This window comes from Nocardia sp. NPDC049526 (assembly GCF_044465765.1).
Classification (GTDB): Bacteria; Actinomycetota; Actinomycetes; order Mycobacteriales; family Mycobacteriaceae; genus Nocardia.
The window spans coordinates 768,767-787,043 of sequence record NZ_JBITMA010000003.1; the positions used below are offsets into that span (position 1 = coordinate 768,767).

The 18,277-nt window shown below is 65.7% G+C and carries 17 protein-coding genes; 11 read left to right on the top strand and 6 right to left on the bottom strand.

Annotated elements, in window-relative coordinates:
- Positions 1–141 precede the first annotated feature (141 nt).
- The 3 genes from ACIBW7_RS13125 (at position 142) to ACIBW7_RS13135 (ending at position 2,872) form a co-directional block, all read left to right on the top strand.
- Positions 142–1,383: a cytochrome P450 gene (locus tag ACIBW7_RS13125; protein WP_397046458.1), complete on the top strand. Its 1,242-nt coding sequence runs from the start codon at positions 142–144 to the stop codon at positions 1,381–1,383.
- 48 nt (positions 1,384–1,431) lie between these two features.
- The gene (locus ACIBW7_RS13130) at positions 1,432–2,298 is read left to right on the top strand and encodes an LLM class F420-dependent oxidoreductase (protein WP_397046459.1); all 867 of its coding nucleotides are present in this window, start codon (positions 1,432–1,434) and stop codon (positions 2,296–2,298) included.
- A 106-nt stretch (positions 2,299–2,404) separates the two neighbouring features.
- On the top strand, positions 2,405–2,872 hold the full coding sequence (locus tag ACIBW7_RS13135) for a PaaI family thioesterase (RefSeq protein WP_397046460.1): 468 nt from the start codon (positions 2,405–2,407) through the stop codon (positions 2,870–2,872).
- Positions 2,873–2,915: 43 nt separating this feature from the next.
- Here ACIBW7_RS13135 and ACIBW7_RS13140 read toward each other — a convergent pair whose 3' ends face one another.
- The 6 genes from ACIBW7_RS13140 to ACIBW7_RS13165 all read right to left on the bottom strand — a co-directional run bounded on the left by ACIBW7_RS13140 (position 2,916) and on the right by ACIBW7_RS13165 (position 8,000).
- Entirely contained in the window at positions 2,916–3,758 is an 843-nt protein-coding gene (locus ACIBW7_RS13140) for an acyl-ACP desaturase (protein WP_397046461.1), read from the bottom strand.
- Between the two features lie 9 nt (positions 3,759–3,767).
- On the bottom strand, positions 3,768–4,601 hold the full coding sequence (locus ACIBW7_RS13145; protein ID WP_397046462.1) for an SAM-dependent methyltransferase: 834 nt from the start codon (positions 4,599–4,601) through the stop codon (positions 3,768–3,770).
- A 64-nt stretch (positions 4,602–4,665) separates the two neighbouring features.
- A complete protein-coding gene (locus tag ACIBW7_RS13150) occupies positions 4,666–4,926 on the bottom strand; it encodes an acyl carrier protein (RefSeq protein ID WP_397046463.1) in 261 nt (86 codons plus the stop codon).
- On the bottom strand, positions 4,923–5,450 hold the full coding sequence (locus ACIBW7_RS13155; RefSeq protein ID WP_397046464.1) for a PaaI family thioesterase: 528 nt from the start codon (positions 5,448–5,450) through the stop codon (positions 4,923–4,925). The genes ACIBW7_RS13150 and ACIBW7_RS13155 overlap by 4 nt, the downstream gene beginning before the upstream one ends.
- Positions 5,451–5,453: 3 nt before the next feature.
- Positions 5,454–6,242, bottom strand: coding sequence for a ferritin-like domain-containing protein (locus ACIBW7_RS13160; RefSeq protein ID WP_397046465.1), 789 nt, complete (start codon positions 6,240–6,242; stop codon positions 5,454–5,456).
- A gap of 24 nt (positions 6,243–6,266) precedes the next feature.
- Positions 6,267–8,000: a fatty acyl-AMP ligase gene (locus ACIBW7_RS13165; RefSeq protein ID WP_397046466.1), complete on the bottom strand. Its 1,734-nt coding sequence runs from the start codon at positions 7,998–8,000 to the stop codon at positions 6,267–6,269.
- Between the two features lie 141 nt (positions 8,001–8,141).
- On the opposite strand from ACIBW7_RS13165, the gene ACIBW7_RS13170 reads away from it, so the two are divergent.
- From ACIBW7_RS13170 to ACIBW7_RS13205, 8 genes are all read left to right on the top strand, one after another.
- A complete protein-coding gene (locus tag ACIBW7_RS13170) occupies positions 8,142–9,380 on the top strand; it encodes a cytochrome P450 (protein ID WP_397046467.1) in 1,239 nt (412 codons plus the stop codon).
- Positions 9,377–10,627 (top strand): cytochrome P450, encoded by a 1,251-nt coding sequence (locus tag ACIBW7_RS13175; RefSeq protein WP_397046468.1) that lies wholly within the window; start codon positions 9,377–9,379, stop codon positions 10,625–10,627. The genes ACIBW7_RS13170 and ACIBW7_RS13175 overlap by 4 nt, the downstream gene beginning before the upstream one ends.
- Positions 10,628–10,697: 70 nt before the next feature.
- On the top strand, positions 10,698–12,077 hold the full coding sequence (locus tag ACIBW7_RS13180) for an FAD-dependent oxidoreductase (protein ID WP_397046469.1): 1,380 nt from the start codon (positions 10,698–10,700) through the stop codon (positions 12,075–12,077).
- 91 nt (positions 12,078–12,168) lie between these two features.
- The gene (locus ACIBW7_RS13185) at positions 12,169–13,431 is read left to right on the top strand and encodes a cytochrome P450 (protein ID WP_397046470.1); all 1,263 of its coding nucleotides are present in this window, start codon (positions 12,169–12,171) and stop codon (positions 13,429–13,431) included.
- Between the two features lie 240 nt (positions 13,432–13,671).
- Positions 13,672–14,604 (top strand): LysR family transcriptional regulator, encoded by a 933-nt coding sequence (locus tag ACIBW7_RS13190; protein WP_063041076.1) that lies wholly within the window; start codon positions 13,672–13,674, stop codon positions 14,602–14,604.
- 88 nt (positions 14,605–14,692) lie between these two features.
- A complete protein-coding gene (locus ACIBW7_RS13195; RefSeq protein ID WP_397046471.1) occupies positions 14,693–16,369 on the top strand; it encodes an AMP-dependent synthetase/ligase in 1,677 nt (558 codons plus the stop codon).
- A gap of 49 nt (positions 16,370–16,418) precedes the next feature.
- Complete coding sequence (locus tag ACIBW7_RS13200) at positions 16,419–17,669, top strand: NAD(P)/FAD-dependent oxidoreductase (RefSeq protein ID WP_397046472.1); 1,251 nt, start codon at positions 16,419–16,421, stop codon at positions 17,667–17,669.
- Positions 17,666–18,271 carry an SGNH/GDSL hydrolase family protein gene (locus ACIBW7_RS13205; protein ID WP_397046473.1) on the top strand — a complete coding sequence of 202 codons (606 nt, stop codon included), beginning with the start codon at positions 17,666–17,668 and terminating at the stop codon, positions 18,269–18,271. The genes ACIBW7_RS13200 and ACIBW7_RS13205 overlap by 4 nt, the downstream gene beginning before the upstream one ends.
- The last annotated feature ends 6 nt before the right edge of the window (positions 18,272–18,277 follow it).

An 18,277-nucleotide genomic window follows, 5' to 3' on the forward strand; every position in this document is an offset into this window, starting at 1 on the left:
CGGGTGCCGCCACGCGCATCGTGATTGTCTGACCAGCCTGTCGGCGGTCAGGGGTGGGTGTAATTCGCGTTCGGGATGCGTGGGGTTGGGTGGGTGCATAGGCTCACGGGGCTTGTATGTTCGACGCCTGGAGTTTTCTCGATGACGATTCCGTCTTCGGCGCACAGCCGTGCGCCGTTCACTTCGCCGATCGGCACGGATGGGCCGCGGGTGGCGTTGTATACGCCGGAATTCGCGGCGGATCCGCATCGGGCGTATCGGGATATGCGGGAGCGGTACGGGGCGCTGGTCCCGGTGGATCTGGCGCCGGGGGTGCCCGCCACATTGGTGGTCGGCTATTACTCGGCGTTGCAGATCCTCAATGATCCGGATCATTTTCCGGCCGATCCGCGCACCTGGCAGCAGAGTGTGGCCGCGGACTGCCCGGTGCTGCCGATGATGCAGTGGCGACCGAATGCCCTGCGCAATGCCGGTGAAGCGCATGCCAGGTATCGGCAGACCAATGTCGCGGGCCTGGAGAAGGTCGATCAGTACGAGCTGCACGATACGGTGGCGAGGCTGGCTGTCCCGCTGATCAATTCGTTCTGCGCCGATGGCTCGGCGGATCTGGTGCGCCAGTACGCGTTTCCGCTCGCCTTCACGGTGCTCAACGCCATGCTCGGGTGCCCGGACGATATCGCGCAGCAGGCCGCGACCGGTATGGCCGCGATCTTCGAGGGCATCGATGCCGAGCACGGCAACCAGTTGCTCGTCGGGGCGATGCTGGAATTGACCCAGCTCAAACGCGTCGAGCCCGGCGACGACATCACCACTCGGATGCTGCGGCATCCGGCGGCGCTGAGCGATACCGAGATGGTGCACCAGTTGGGCACGCTGTACGGCGCGGGCATCGAACCCCAGCAGAATCTGATCGTCAACGCCCTGCTGCTGATCCTCACCGACGAGCGGTTCGGCGGCAGCGTGCTCGGCGGGACCATGTCGACCAGGGACGCGCTCGACGAGGTGCTGTTCAACAATCCTCCGATGGCGAACTTCTGTATCACATTTCCACGCCAGCCGATCCTGATCGACGATGTCTGGCTACCCGCCCACCAGCCGGTCGTCATCAGCATCGCCGCCTGCAACACCGATCCGGCGATCGTCGCGAATCAATACGCGGGCAATCGCTCCCATCTGGCCTGGGGCGCCGGACCACACGTATGCCCGGCGAATTCGATGGCCTACCTGATCGCCCAGGACGCCATCGACCAACTACTCGACGCCCTACCCGAGATCCGCCTCGCGGTGCCGCCCGATCAGCTGACCTGGCGGCCGGGGCCGTTCCACCGGGCACTCACCGCACTTCCGATCGCCTTCCCACCATCCCCACCGCTGTTGTCCTAGGACCGGCGGTGCCTCCCCGGCGCGCGCCGGTCGTGCCAGGCTCGGCTCATGCGACTGAGTATTTCCCTCGCCGACTTCACCTGGCCGGATTCACCGGGTGCGATCGGCCCGCGAGTCGACCGGATCGTGCGCGCCGCCGATCAGTCCGGGCTCGACTCGGTATTCGTCATGGATCATCTGTTCCAGATAGGTTCGAACGGCCCGGCGGAAAACGACATGCTCGAGGCATACGCCGCGCTGGGATATATCGCGGCGCGGACCGAGCGAATTCGGTTCGGCGCCTTGGTCACCGCCGTCAGCTACCGGGATCCGGGTCTGCTGGTCAAGAGCGTCACGACCCTTGACGTGCTCTCCGGTGGCCGCGCCTGGCTCGGCATCGGCGCGGCCTGGAATGCCGATGAAGCCGCGGGTCTCGGCCTGTTCTTCCCGCCGACCTCCGAGCGATACGAGCGCCTGGAGGAAACCCTGCGGATCGCGAAGCAGATGTGGGCGGGCTCCGAAAAGCCTTTCCACGGAAAGCATTACACCCTCGAACGCCCGCTCAACGTCCCCAACGCGCTGACCCGCCCGCACCCGCCCATCATGATCGGCGGCCAAGGTGAGCGAAAGACATTGCGCTTGGTCGCGCAATACGCCGATGCTTGCAATCTCTTCGGTGAGTCCGTCGACGCCGTCACAACCAAACTCGAAGTCTTGCAAGGACATTGCGAAGCAGTCGGACGACCGTACGAGGACATCGAAAAGACCATGGTCGCGTACTGGTATCCGGATAAATCGGTTGCGGAGCAGACGGATTCATTCGCCCGCTTCGCCGAGGTCGGCATCCAGCACGTCGTACTCGGCCGCCCCGGCCCATTCGTGGACGAGGACTTCGAGCAGATCGCCGAATTGGTGCGCGCGGTCGCCGACCTCTGATTTCGATCAGCCGATCGAAGGTGGATATGCAGCGGGTCGTGGCCAGGTGGAATTCACCGGGCACTGGTCGAATGGGCTGGCATTGTTCGTCAGGGAGGAAGAGGCCATGACCAGCATCGATACTCACAGCAATGGGACCGTCACCACCCGCGTCGCGGAATTGACGGCGGTATTCGAGCGGGGGCTGCAGGAGAATCTGGGGGTCGGCGCGTCGCTGGGGATTCGGCTGGAGACGGCGGGGGACGGGTACACGCGGTACTATCTCGATCCGAATCCGGCCACCATCAACGCCATGTTCACGGTGCACGGCGGGGTGATCGCGACGCTGATGGATACCGCGATGGGGAGTGCGGTATTCACGAAACTCGGTGACGGCGTGGCCTATACGACGTTGGAGCTGAAGGTGAATTTCATTCGGTCGGTGACATTGGACGGATCGCGGCTCACGTGTGAGGCCAATGCGATTCATGTCGGGCGACGCACCGCGACCGCGGAGGGCCGGATCGTGGATGCGAACGGCAAGTTGATCGCGCATGGTTCGACCACGATTCTGGTGCTGAATCCGGAGCAGTGAAAAAATAGCCCTGCCTCCGAATATGTGGAGGCAGGGCTATTTGTCAGGCCAGCGCGTTGCACTCTCCGATGAAACGAACCAATTCGTCGAGCCGGTCGGATCTGGCATCGACCGTCCGGTCGATCACCTTCACCAGATGCTCATAGGCCTCGGTGTGGTCGTAGGAGGCCACATCGGCGATCTTCAGCGCCCACCGCCAGTAACCGCGCATGGTATCGGCCAGTGGCATGCGGAAATTGGCGATGACATCGCGGATCGGCTCCACGGTCGCATCGCCCTGCACCCGCAGATAGCGCCCGACTACATCGGCCATGAAGCTGAAATGCCTTGCCTCGTCCCGGGATAACCGGCCCAGCACCGCCGCGAGGATCGGATCGTCGACCACATCGCGCAGGTGCTGGTAGTACATCTGTGTCGCCTTCTCCTGTACCAGCGCGTAGGCGAAGAACTGCACCGGATGGTCGTAGGGCAGATCGAACGGCTTCTGTCCTTCGATAGCCAATTCTTCACGGAGAGAACCACGTTCGGCCAAACCGGACGCTTCCTGGTATCGAGTGAGTGCGCGTGCGTGGGTATCCTCCTCCAGCGCCCACCGCACGGTGAAGTGGTAGAGCTCGCGGTTGTGGATGAAGGTGGCCCGGTCCACGGTGTCGTCCACCGGGAAATGCCGGTGGTACACATCGAAATAGCCGGGCAGATGATCCTCGATGAGGGTGACGAACTGCACCGCCGAGCGCTGCCCCTCGGTGAGTCGCCCCGCATCGGCGAGCGACCAGTCGAAGGCGGTCTCCACATCCCAGGCCCGCGCGGCCGGGGAGGCGGCGAGGAAGCCGTCGACCGCGGCCGCCACCTCGTCGACCGGAATCAGAGCTGACTCCATATTCATCTGCGTCTCCTACCGGGCATTGCGACAGGTCAGCGCGTAATGCTTGGTCGTATAACCCCATCCGGCATTGGCGATCTCCAGGTAGTGCCGCAGCTTCGCGGCCAGCCCCGGGCCATGCGCATCGATGCGCTCGGCGGCCGCGTCGACATTGGCGATCCAGTCATCGATGGTGCGGCGGTAGTGCTCGGTGAGGTCGTCCACCGCGATGATCGAGAAACCGGCGTCCTCGGCGGCGGTCAGCAGCTCCGACAGTGGGCGCAGATCACCCCAGCCGAAAATGTCCTCGCGGACGAATTCGGTGCCGACGCGGGTGTCGAAGGCATTGCGGGCGGAAGCATTTCGGAAACAACTCTCCGAGACATAGAGTGCGCCACCACGCCGCAGCACCGCCCGTGCACGCCGGAAAACCGCGCCGAGGTCGGGCATATGCACGATCGAGCCGAGCAGAGTCACCGCGTCGAAGCTGCGCACCGGCAGGTCGAGCTCTTCGAAGTGTCCGACCTCGGTGTGCACCCGCTCGGCGACACCGTGCGCGACGGCCTGTTCGGCGATGTACGCGTGCTGGCGCGGTGCCGGACTGACTCCCATTGTGTCGCAACCGAATTCCTCGGCCATGAACAGGATCAGCGAACCCCAGCCGCAGCCGACATCGAGCAGTCGCTCCCCGCCGCGCAGTCCGAGCCGGCCGGCGACGAAGCGCAGCTTCTGCCGCTGCGCCTGTTCGAGGGTGTCGGTCGGCGAGTTGTACAGCGCCGAGCTGTATTTGCACAGCGGGTCGAGGAACTGGCCGAAGATATCCGGATCCAGGTCGTAGTGCTGGTTGGTATCGGCGGTGACAGTCACGACTCCACCTCGCTAGCGCTCGGCTCCACCGTGAAAGCTAGTGCTGTGTCTTTGGTCGGCTCGCTCACATCGCCGCCTCGTGCAGGGCCCGATCGACCACCTTGACGACATCGGCGAGCGTGGAGAGACCGAAGACGTCCTGGTCCTCCAGCTCGATGTCGTAGGTGCGTTCGATCTTCGCGACCATGCGCAGCACGCGCACCGAATCGACGCCCGCCATGCCGCGCAGGTCGACGTCGGGTCGTAGTTCGGCTTCGGCGATGCCGGTTTCGGTGGCGGCGATATCGGTGACGGTGCGCAGGATGTCGTCGGCGGTGTGGGTCATTGCTGAACTCCATTCGAAGAGAGGGCATTCGCGGTGGTCAAGGCGTGCGATAGCAGGGCGACCTCGTCGTCGCGGAGGGTGAGTTGATGGCGGACCGCATCGAGTTCGAACGGCTGATAGGCAGCGCTGGAGGTGGCGCAGACGGTGCCGTCGGCGTCCAGGATCTCGGCAGATGCCTGAATCGGCTGCTGCGATTCGGATAGTGTTGCCACACAGTGGTATTCGTGGTCGATCAGCAGCGGGGAAATGAATCGGGTGCGCTGCGAGACCGTGAATGCGGGATGGTGGCGCGCCAGTACGATGAGATTGCCCATCACCTCATCGCAGATCACGCCGATGAGCCCGCCGTGCACGACCCCCGGGTAGGACTCGAAGCTGCGTCCGAGCCGGAACCCGGCCTGCAGGCCGTCCGGATGCGGTTCGAACTCGAGCCGCAGCCCGGACGCGTTGTGCGGGGAGCAGCCGAAGCAGTGGTAATCCGGAATCACCGACCAGGGCACCTGAACCGAGCTAGGTCGCTCCATGAGCTAGGCGATCGCGTCAGCGAGGGCGCGGCGGACCTTCGCATTGGTGGACAGGTCGAGGCCGGTCATATTGGCGAAGGTGCGACGTACCTTGTCGTGCAGTACATCCAGCTCACCCTCGGCGGCGACCTGTTCGAGGAACAGATCGAATCCGGTGTCGATGGTCTCGTGGTCGCCGAGTTCGCTGATACCCGCCTTGAAGGTGCTCACCGGATGCTTGATCTTGGCCTCGGAGCTGTAGACGTAGAGCGTCTCCAGCACCGATGGCAGCTCCTCGGGTCGCTGCTCCAGCCGCTTGGTGGCGTAGTGGATGAATTCGCGGGCATGTCCGGCCTCGTCGCGACTCGCATCGAGCAGCAGGCCCTTCAGCACCGGCTCCTGCACCCAACCGGCGACCGCGCGGTATATGTGGTTCACCGTGAGTTCGGAGATGATATTGGTGGCCAGGGTGGCCGAGGGGGTGGTGCCGGGCGCGTACGGCTCACGCATGGAGTCGACGGCCTTCTCGTCCACGCTCTCGCCGACCGCGCCGAGCCAGGACCGAAATGCGTAGTGGTGCTGCACTTCCTGGTAGCCCCACACCACGGCGAAGGTGGAGAAGTCGTAGTCGTCGACGAATTCGTTCATGAACCCGTGTACCGCGGCGATGACATTGGATTCGCCCATCGTCGCGCTCTTGGCCAGGGTCACGTATTCGGGGCGGACCAGCGCGCGGTCGACGGCGTCGAGGTCCAGATCGGTCAGCCGCCAATGCAGGCGCTCGTAGTGGCGGAAGACTTCATAGCTGTGCACAGGAGGCTCCAGTTCGGTCGAAGGTCATTGCCGTGGGGAGATGAGGTCGCGGGCGGCGAGGCGCTGCAGCTTGCCGCTGCTGGTGCGTGGAATGCTGCGTGGCGCAACGAGATACACATCGACTACGGCGAGTCCGAGCTCGGTGGAGATCCGGCCGCGGATCTGATCGGCGAGTGCGTCTGCCGCGGCGCCGGTGCATTCGGATTCGGCGATCAGCGCGATGACATCCGCGCCGTCGGGATCGGTTGCGGCGGTGCAGCGGCCCTTGTAGATGCCATCGAGGTCGCGTACGGCGGCCTCGACATCCTGGGCGTAGTAGTTGACGCCGCGCACGGTGATCATGTCCTTGCAGCGACCGGTGACGAAGAGTTCACCATCGCGCTGGTAGCCGAGATCGCCTGTGCGCAGCCAACCTTCGGTATGCAGTCCCGCCACGTTCGACGGATCGGCGGTCAGGTAGCCGTCGGTCACCGATGGGCCCTGGATGTGGATTTCGCCGACCGCACCGTCCGGGAGTTCCGCGCCGGTACCGAGATCCACAATCCGCAGTCGCAGATCGGCTACAGCGGAGCCGACACCGGCAACTGCGCGCGCACCGGGAGTGTCGGGCGAAACAACCCGTGCCCGAGCATCTTCCGCGAGTCCCGTGCGGTCAACCCACTCGAACAGCGGCTCCCGCCCGAGCGGTGGGAAGGCCACGGCGAGGGTGGCCTCCGCCATGCCGTACACCCCGAACATCGTCGAGGGCGCGAAACCGGCGGGCGCGAAACGCTCGCAGAACGCCTCGACCACATCGCGGGAGATCGGTTCGGAACCGTTGAAGGCGATGCGCCAGCGCCGCAGGTCGTAGTCGGTGACCTCGTCCGCCGGAATGGCGTTGAGCAGCGCCTCGTAGCCGAAGTTCGGCATGGCGGTGATCGTGGTGCCGCCGGCCGCGAATTCGGCGAGCCAGCGGGCCGGATCCTTGACGAATGCCAGCGGCGACCAGATGTGCGCCGGAATTCCACGCAGGATCGCCGACAACGTGCCGAACAGGCCCATATCGTGGAACAGCGGCAGCCAGAACCCGCCCTGATCGGTCAGATCGAGCTCGATGCCGGTGCGGATCGCGGCCAGCCCGCTGAGGGCGTTGTGATGGGTCAGGCGAACGCCTTTGGGGGTGGCGGTGCTGCCGGAGGTGAACTGCACGATGGCCAGGTCGTCGGCGCTGATGGCAGGCAGCAGGGTGCTGTCCTCGGTGACCAGCGTTGCGGTGTCGACCAATTCGACGTTCACGGCGGTGTCGAGCAGCGCGGCCAGATCGGCGAACCGGTGCGACACCAGCACCGTGCGCATCCCGGCGGCCGCCACGATGGTCGCGAGCTTGTGTGGGTATCCGCTCATCTGCGCCGAACCGGCGGGCAGGGGCAGGGGAGTCGCGGCACCGCCGGCCGCCGCGACACCGAACAGCCCGATCAGGAATTCGGGTGCGTTCGGGCACAGGATGCCAACGGGCTCGCCCCGCTGTATTCCACGCCGGACCAGCGCTGCGGCAGCTCCGCGGGAGAGCCGGTCGAGTTCGGCGTAGGTCAGCGTTTCCGAAACCGACCAAAATGTGGCGGCCACCTGGGGGTGCTCGGCCGCGATCCGGGCCAGCCGGCCCGGCAGCGTATCGACCGATTCCGCAGAATTCATGTCTGCCACGACAACAGCGAATTGTGACAGCGCATTGAACGCATTGTGAATTACGGCCTGCGATAAACAAGCGCGATCATTCAATCGCGTTGCCCGATAAGGTATTCGGGCTATGGCGCGATAGGAACGGACAATCGTCGCCGTACCGCCGGGTGCAACGGCACCACGATGGACCGGAATTGTTTTCGCCCGGTGTCCATTTCGCATTCCATTCAGGAGTTGCCGGTGAGTTCCGACCATTCCGCGGTCGAGGAGTTGACCCCGGTTCAGCTGGCGGTCGTCGAGAGCGTCGCACCGCATATGCGACACAATCCGTATGACAGTTATGCGGTGCTGCGCGACGCGGGACCCTTTGTGCCCGGACCGCACGATATGCAATTGGTGACCCGTCACCACGAGGCACAGACGATCATGCAGGACCCGCGCTGGAGCCACGCCGAGGAACCACAACTGCTGCACGGCGACAGCGATGTCGAACTGCCCGGCTCGTTCCTCTGGATGGAGCCGCCGGAGCACACTCGGCTGCGCGGACTGGTCAGCAAGGCATTCACCGCGCGCACCGTCAGCGGCATGCGGGACAGGGCCGAACAGTTGGTCGACGATCTGCTGGCGAAAATACTCGCCGCGGGCGAGGTCGATCTACTGGATGCACTGGCCTATCCGCTGCCGCTCACCATGGTGTGTGAGCTGCTCGGCGTCCCGACCGAAGCGCACGAGCACGTGCGCCAGATCTCGACCGGCATCGCCCGCGGCCTCGATCCGGATCTGCTGCTCTCGCCCGAGGAATTGGCCGCGCGCACCGCGGCGGTACACGCCTTTCTCGAGTTTTTCGGCGATCTGGTGGAGCAGCGCCGCAAATCCCCACGCGAGGACCTGATCACGGCGCTGGTACAGGCCGATGACGCGGGCGCCCGGCTGACTCGTACCGAATTGCTCGGCACGCTGCTGATTCTCGTCGTCGCCGGGCACGAGACGACCGTCAACCTGATCGGCAACGGGGTGCTCGCGCTGATTCGCAATCCCGCGGAGTTCGAGCGGCTGCGCGAATTCCCGGAGCTGTGCGAATCCGCCGTCGACGAGGTGCTGCGCTACGACGCGCCGGTGCACCTCACCACTCGCACGGCGCACGACGTGATCACCGTTTCCGGACGGACTTTCGCACCCGGTGACGCGGTGATCGTCCTGCTGGCCTCGGCCAACCGTGATCCGCTGGCCTTCCCGGACGCCGACAAGTTCGATATCGCACGGTACGCCAGGGGCCGAAAGGCCGAGCGGCACTTGTCCTTCGGCCTCGGCCTGCACTACTGCCTCGGCGCGCCGCTGGCCCGGCTGGAGATGCAGGTGGTGCTGCGTGCCATCGCCGACCGCGTCGGTGCCATGACTCTGCTCGAGGAACCGCCGTATCGGCCGAATGTGGTCGTGCGCGGCATGTCCGAACTTCATGTGCGGCTGGAGGGAAAATGAATACAGCACCGCGGAGCGATTCCATGGGGGGTGGCGGGCGCACAGCCATTCCGATTACGTTCGACGCCTTCGATCCCACTGAGCGGGCGGACCCGTATCCGGCATACCGTCGGGTGCGCGATGCCGCCGCACTGTTCCCGTACGAATTCGGTGATGTCCCGGTCACCTTGATCACCCGTTACGAGGAATGCGCCGCCATCCTCACGGGCTCGGACTGGGGTCACGGCTACGCCGCCGGAATCAGCCCGTTCCGCGACACCACCGCCGCGATTCCGGGTTCGTTCGTCCGGATGGATCCGCCCGAACACGGCCGCTACCGCAAGCTGGTGGCGAAGGCATTCACGCCGCGGCTGATGGCGGAGCTGGTTCCGGTCGCCGGTCAGGTGGTCAGCGACCTGGTCGACGCGGCAGTGCGTCGCGGCGAACTCGATGTGCTCAACGATCTCGCGGTACCTCTCGCTGTGGCGATGGTGCCGGTACGCCTGCTCGGGGCCGATCCGGCCGATGGCGCACTGTTCCGCGAGTGGCAGCTGGCGATCGCGCGGGGCAGCGATCCGGATTCGCTGCTCGGCCCGGACGAAGTGGCCGCACGCGGCACCGCGGCAATGGAGTGCATGGGCTACTTCGCCCGGCTGATCCAGCAGAAGAAGGCGCATCCGACACCGGATCTGTTGAGCGCGCTGGTGGCCGCGAGCGGTGCGCAGCTGACCGAGCCCGAGGTGATCGGGATCGCGCTGCTCACGCTGGTCGCGGGCATGGAGACCTCGATCAACCTGATCGGCAACGGCATGCTCGCACTGCTGCGCAATCCGGCTCAGCTGCAGCTGCTTCGGGACAATCCGGAGTTGATCGGCCCGTCGCTGGACGAGATGCTGCGCTATGACGCCCCGACCCAGTTCACCATCCGAGTCGCCCTGGCCGACACCACGGTCGGCGAGCACGAATTCCGGCGCGGCGACGGTGTGGTCGTACTCACCGCCTCGGCCAGCCGGGACGATCGGGTATACCCGGATGCGGACACCTTCGATGTCACCCGCTACTCCGGAAACCGTCCGGCGCGCAAGCATCTCGGCTTCAGTCTCGGCATCCACTATTGCGTCGGTGCGCCGCTGGCGCGAATCGAGGCCGAGGCGGCCCTCGGCACTCTGCTGGAGCGGGCCCCGAAACTCGAACTCGCCACCGGCACCGTCGAATACCGGCCCAGCCTGATCCACCGCGGCATTGTGTCGCTGCCGGTGTCCCTGTGAGCGAGCGAACCGAAGACACTGCCGGGCATCGCTCGGTCATGGCGGAGCCGAGCGCCGGCGAGGCGGAGTCATGAACGGGCACAGCGAAGGCGAAGGCATGAACGAGCGGCGGCACGCGGTGGTGCTCGGCGCGGGCATCGCCGGATTGCTCGCCGCCCGGGTGCTCTCCGAGCACTATGCCCGGGTCACCATTTTCGATCGCGACATGGTGGCCGGCACCGCCATGCGGCGCGGTGTACCACAGGCACGGCACCTGCACGGGTTGCTGGATCGCGGCCGGACCATCATCGAACAGCTGTATCCGGGTTTCACCTCCGAAATGGCCGATCGCGGTGCAACTACTGCCGAGGCTTTGGTCGGAACCCGTTGGTACGTAGGCGGATTGCGGGCAGCGCCGACTCCGACCGGACTCACTTCGGTAATCGCGACCAGGCCGCTACTGGAAGAGGTACTACGCCAGCGGACGCTCGCCACACCCGGTGTGCGCCTGTGCGAGGGGATGGCGCGCGGCCTGATCGGCGATGCCGCGCGGGTGCGTGCGGTATCGGTCTCCGGCGGCTACGGTGCGGAGGCGCATGCCACCGACCTCATCGTCGACGCGACCGGCCGTGGCTCCCGGGCGAGCGTATGGCTGGCGGCCCTCGGCGCGCGGATCCCGCTGGAGGAACGCCTCGAGGTCGATCTCGGCTATACCTCCGGATTCTTCCGCTGGCGGCCAGGACAATTGGGCGGCCAATCCTCGGTGATCATCTCCACCGGCCGGAACGGCCGTGGTGGTGGCGCGATTCGGGTCGAGGGCGACCGCTGGCACATCACGCTGGCAGGCATGCTCGGCGACCATCCGCCGACCGATCCGGACGGCTTCGCCGAATTCGCCGCCACCATCGCCGCACCAGATATCCACGAACTCATCACCACCTCCGAACCGCTCGATGAGTTGATGCCGCATCGTTTCCGCTCACCGGTGCGCCGCCGATTCGAGCGGCTTTCCACTGTGCCGCAAGGCTTTCTGGTACTCGGCGACGCGTTGTGCAGCTTCAATCCGCTGTACGCGCAGGGCATGGCCGTGGCCGCCCAGCAAGCTCTCGTCCTGCGTGACTGTCTGCGCGCCGGATCCGAGGCCGGGCTACCCGCCCGGTTCTACTCCGCCGCGGGCAAAGTGGTCGATGTCGCGTGGCAGCTCGCGGCGGGTGCCGACCTCAGCCATCCGGGCGTTGTCGGCCCGCGTACGACGCGCACGCGCCTCACCAATGCCTATGTCGCCCGAGCGCATCGTGCCGCACATGTCGATCCGCAGGTCGCGCGCACCTTTCTGCGGGTCGCCAATCTCGTCGAACCACCCACGGCACTCCTGCGCCCGTTGATCGCGGGCCGAATCCTGCTGCGCGGCAACACAAAATCGGTCGCAATAGCCGAACGCACACCGCTCCTCATCGAACCGACCAGGTGACGGGTCCGCAATGTCGCGCCCCGCACCGCCACATTCCGACCGCCCGCACCGCCAGTTCGGCGATGCACCGCACAGAAGGGACCACCCCGACATGTCGCAAGCGAATACGGCGGTGGCGGACCAGGATGCCGCCATCCAGACCGCCATCGCCCACTTATTCGGCCCGGAAGGCAGGCCAGACCCCTACACACCGGCACGGGTCCTGCGCGAAGCGGGACCGCTGCATCAGACCCCGCTCGGCTACCATCTGCTGACCCGTTACGAGGACTGCACGGCCGTGCTGTCGACCACCGCGTGGAGCCATGCGGAAGAGGCCGCGATGATGCATCCCACCGTGTCGGCGGATGATGCGCCCGAGGAACTGCCCACTTCGTTTCTCTGGATGGAGCCGCCGGACCACACCCGGCTGCGCAATCTGGTGACCAAGGGCTTCACCCCGCGGATGGTGACCCGGCTGCGCCCGCGCATCGAGCAGCTCACCGAGGAGCTCGTCGACAATGCCCTGGCCGCGGGCGAATTCGATCTCGTCGAGATGATCGCCTATCCGCTACCGCTGATCATCGCGTGCGAGTTGATCGGCGTGCCGCCGGAGGCCTATCAGCAGGTGCACCAGTGGTCCCAGGACCTGGCGCGCGGCTTCGATCACGACTACACGCTGCCCGAAGAGGCGCTGAAGGCCCGCAGCGCAGGTTCGCGCGGCTTCATGGGTTACTTCCGTGAGTTGCTGAACGAACGGCGCCACGATCCGAAGGACGACCTGCTGAGCGTGCTGTCGCAGGTCGAGGACCGCGGCGATGTGCTCACCGAACAGGAACTGCTGGCCACCTGCATCACCACCTTCGTCGCCGGGCACGAGACCACCGCCAATCTGATCGGCACCGGCATGCTGCAGCTGATGCGCAATCCGGGCGAAATCGCGGCTCTGCGCGCACGTCCAGAGCTGACCGCATCCGCACCCGACGAACTGCTGCGGCTGGAGCCGTCGGTGCAGATCACCACCCGCGCCGCCACCCGGCCGATCACTGTCGCCGGCCATGAGTTCGAAACCGGCGAAGGCGTTGTGGTGCTGATCAATTCGGCCAACCGCGACGATGCCGTCTTCCCCGATCCGGATCGGGTCGACGTCGCCAGGTATTCCGATCCGATGAATCCAGCCAAGAAGCACCTCGGCTTCAGTCTCGGCATCCACTACTGCCTCGGCGCGCCCCTGGCACTGCTGGAGATGGAGGTGCTGCTCGACGTGCTGTTGCGGAAAGTGCGTGATATCGAGCCGCTTTCCGACGAACCGCCCTATAAGCCGAACGTTGTCATCCGCGGCCTGGAAGCTCTGCCGACGAGGTTCACCGCCAAGTGAGTTGTGCTCGGACCCGGTGTGATAGCGCACCGGGTCCGAAGGTGAGCCATTCGCTATTGCCTAGGTCCGTCGTTTCGGCGATGCTGGATAGTCGCGGCTCCGCGATAGCACATATGCGAAACGCATAAGGGTCAGTTCACCCGGCCGCAATGGTCTCGGCGAAAACCGTCCGACCGCGGTTCATCCTCGGTTACCTGGCTCCGCTAACGTTTCGGGTACGCGGAATAAGGAGCCTGCGGCATGGAGTTCCGACATCTGGTTTCATTCATCACTATTGCCGAAGAGCTGCATTTCGGCCGCGCAGCGCAGCGCCTGCATCTCACGCAGCCCAGTCTCAGTGCCCAGCTGCAGAAGCTGGAGAAATCACTCGGCGTGCAACTGGTCGCACGTAACTCCCACGAGGTCAAGTTGACCCCGGCGGGCCGAGAATTCGAGAGTCAAGCCCGCATCATCGTGGCCCAGATGGACCGGGCCGCCCAGGTCGCCAAGGCGACCGCCGAGGGGCGAGCGGGCACCCTCAATATCGGTTACAACCTTCCGGCCAGCAGACATGTGCTGCCGGAGGCGCTCACCGGAATGACCGAACGACATCCCGATATCGTGGTGTCGCTGTGGGAGAAGCGCACCGGCCCGCAGCTGGCGGCGCTGGCCGACGGCTCGCTCGACGTGGCGCTGGTCTACGGCCACCCGAGCACCTCGGACTTCTCGTATCGCCGATTGCTGCACCGGGTTCCGCTGGTCGCGGTGGTCGGGCGCAGACACCGCTGGGCCGACCGGCCCGGCGTGCCCTTCGCCGAACTGGCCGGGCAGGAGTGTGTGCTGTTCGCCCGCGAACAGTGTCCGGCCATGTACGACTCCATCTTCCGCGCGGCCGCGGACACCAGGATCAGCCTGGCGGTCGCGCATACCGCGGATGATCCCGGTGCGACCGCGCATATGGTTTCGGTGCGTCCGTTCGTCGGATTCGCCTCGCTACCGCGCGCGATCTCGATGGGTATGGGTGCGCCGGGCAGTAGCTCGGTGGCGGTCAAACTGTTCGATCCGGTGCCGACATTGGATTTGTACGCGGTGTGGCGTACAGATGAGACGAATCCGGCGGTTTCGTTTTTCCTGGACTGCATCGATTCCCCCGAACCGGCACGTATAGATATTGCCCGCGCGCTATCGGCTTGAGTCCTTCGATAGGCCATGACATTCGCGCGGTAGGAACCTCTGTATCGGCGGGGACGTAATTCGTTGCCGCCGACCAGAATTCGACATTGTGAATACAGTGTCAGTGACCGAGAACGGAATCGACCTCCCGGACGACGCGAGTTTGTACTCGGTGATTTCCGGTGCGGCCGCGGCACATCCGCAACGGCATTCGCTGTGCGGCGCGGACGGGACCCAACTCACCTGCGCCGAAGTGGACCGGCGGGCACGGGCGCTGGCCTCGGCGCTGGCCGGGCGTGGCGTGCAAGCGGGGGATCGGGTCGCGATCCTCGGCCGCACGAGCCTGGAGTGGGCGCTGCTGGACTGCGCACTGCTCGCCCTCGGCGCGGTGGTCGTGCCGGTGTATCCGACCTCCTCGGCGGCGCAGATCGAGCACATCCTGCGCGATAGTGGCAGTGCGTATTTCGTCGCCGAGGACGAATCCGATGGCGCGCGCCTGCGTGCCGCGGGTGCGGGCGAGGTCTGGACCTTCGCACTGATCGCGGAGTGGACGGCCACCGAGATCGACGCGGATCTCGATGCCCGCATCGCCGCGGTGCACGCCGACGACCTGGCCATGATCGTCTACACCAGCGGCACCACCGGCGTCTCCAAGGGATGCCTGATCACGCACCGCAATATGTTCGTATCCTCGGCCAATACCGTGCGCCGGACCGGCGAGCTGTTCGACGGCACGACCGTGCTCGCGCTGCCGCTGTCGCACGTCTTCGGCCAGACCATCCTGTTCGCCTGCCTGTTCGGCAGCAGCCGCACCCATCTGCTGCCCGGCATTCCGGACCTGGTGCCGGTGCTGCCGACGCTGCGGCCCACCTTCCTGGCGCTGATTCCCTACGGCCTGGAGAAGATTCGCAAGTACTGCCGAACGCTGCTGTCCGGCACCGAGGAGCAGGAGGCGGTGGCGCGCGGCCTGGCAGTGTTGCGAGACCAGGCGACACCGGACCCGTCAGACCATCCGGTGGCGGCCGCGCTCGGTGGGCAGCTGCGCTCCGTCATCTCCGGCGGCGCCTCGCTCGACGAGTCGACGATCGGGTTCTACGCCGGATTCGGTGTGGTGCTGCTGAATTGCTACGGGCTCACCGAGGCGGCGACCGCCGTGACGGTCAGTGCCCCGGAAACCAATCGGCTCGGCACCGTCGGGCGACCGATTCCGGGCACTTCGGTCGCCATCGCGGACGCCGACGGCGAGGTCCTGGTCGGTGGCCCGCATGTCTCGCCGGGCTACTGGGGCGCGGCGGCGGACCAGGCCGTGGTGGACGACGAAGGTTGGCTGCACACCGGCGATATCGGTGAACTCGACGCCGACGGCTACCTGCGGATCACCGGCCGCAAGAAGGAGATCCTGGTGACCTCCGGCGGGAAGAATGTCGCGCCCGCGCCGCTGGAGGACCGGGTGCGGCTGCATCCGCTGGTGAGCAACTGCATGGTGGTCGGTGACGGCCGCGACTACGTCACGGCGCTGGTGACGCTGGATCCGGTGCAGGTCCAGCGCTGGCGCGGCGACCATCCCGACGACGATCTCGAAGCCGCCGTGCAGTCCGCGGTCGACGACGCGAATTCCCTTGTCTCCCGTGCGGAATCGATCCGCGCATTCCGAATTGTGGACGGCGACTTCACCGTTGACGACGGATTGCTGACCTCCTCTCGGAAACTGCGCAGAGCCGCGATCGCCGCGGCCTATTCCGCCGATATCGACTACCTCTACCCGGCACGCCAACCCGCGCAATAAGCGCGGCCGATCTCGAAATCGAATTCGACTACCGGAAAGTGATGCGAACATGTACGACGTCATCGTTGTCGGAACTCGGGTTGCGGGTTCCCCGCTGGCCATGCTGCTCGCCAGGAAGGGTTACCGGGTCCTCGCCGTGGACCGCGCCACCTTCCCGAGCGACACCCCCTCGACCCACTACATCCACCAGGCCGGACTCGGAATGCTGAAGTCGTGGGGTCTGCTGGACCAGGTGGTGGCCTCCGGCTGCCCGCCCATCCGGCACCTGAACTTCTCCTACACCGACATCGTCATCAAGGGCTTCGCCGACGTGGCGGCCGACGGCATCGACGCCGTGTACTGTCCGCGCCGCACCGTGCTGGACAAGATCCTGGTCGACGCGGCCGGTAATGCGGGCGTCGAGGTGATCCACGGATTCTCCGTCACCGAATTGGTGTTCGACGAGGATCGGGTGGTCGGCATCCGCGGGCGCATTCGCGACGGTGCGGAACAGGAGTTCCGTGCCGGTCTGGTGATCGGTGCCGACGGATCGAATTCGACCGTTGCGAAGGCGGTCGGCGCCGAGGTGTACGAGGGCTCCCCGGCGGCGTGCTTCATCTACTACTCCTACTACGACGGCGTCGACTGGGGGATGCAGCACCGCACCGGATTCGGTGAGCAGCAGTTCGCGTCGTGGCCGACCAATGACGGACTCGCGCTGGTCGCGGTGATGCGCAAGCGTGACCGTTTCCGCGACTTCCGCACCGATCCGGATGCCGGTGTGCAGGAGATCGTCGACCAGATCGACCCGGAACTCGGTGCGCGCCTGCGGGATACGGGTAAGCGCGTCGAGCAGTTCCGGCCCATGCTCTACCCGGACAACTACCGTCGCCGTTCCTACGGACCCGGTTGGGCGCTGGTGGGAGACGCCGGTTACCACAAGGATCCGTTCACCGGCTGGGGCATTACCGACGCCTTCAAGTACGCCCAGCTGCTGGCCGATCTGGTCGACGCCGGCCTGTCCGGCGCCCGGCCGCTGGACGAGGCGCTGGCCGAGTACCAGGTGGAGCGCGACGCGCAGAGCGCGAGCACTTACGAACTGACGCAGAGCATTTCGGAGCTGTCGCTGACGCCGTACTACGACTCGGTATTCCGCGCGACCAGCTATGACGAGGACTACTCGAAGAAGTTCTTCGGGCTGATCGCCGGAATCTACTCGCCGGACAAGTATTTCGGCGAGCAGGAGCTCACCGAGCTGTACGAGAAGGTCGACTTTCCAGTCGACGCGCGGCATGTCACCAACGATGGGGTGACGGCATGAGTGGCCCCGGACTAACCGCCCTGGGGGACAGCTTCGTCGAGGGCCGCGGTGACGCCGCGGCCGGTGGCGGCTACCGCGGCTGGGTGCCCCGATTGGGCGGCCAGCTCGGCCTGCGTCCCGCTGCCGTGCGCAACTTCGGTGTGCACGGGGCCACCACCGGCAATGTGCTCGAACAGCAACTGCGCCGGGCTGTTTCGGCGCGATCGGGTCTTTTCGGTGTCGTCGTCGGCGTGAACGATCTGGTCAGCGATTTCGATCCGGACCGGTTCGAACGCAATCTCGAAACCCTCTTCGGTACGTTACGTAGCACTGGCGCAACGGTTTTCACGGCAAGTTACCCGGATATTCCGGCTCGGCTGCCGGTGCCGGACGGGTTCCGTGCGCTACTGCGGGAGCGGTTCGTCTTCGCCAATGCGGTGCTGGCCGCCGTCACCGCCGAAACCGGCACCCTGCTGTTGGATATCGCCGCCCAGTCCGAGTGGGAGCGGCCCGAGGTGTGGACCGCCGATGGTCTGCATCCGAGCTCGCTCGGTCATCACATGTTCGCCGCGGGTGCGGCCGAACTCATCGCGTCGCGTACCGCGACCACCGTCGCCGCCTGATTTTCC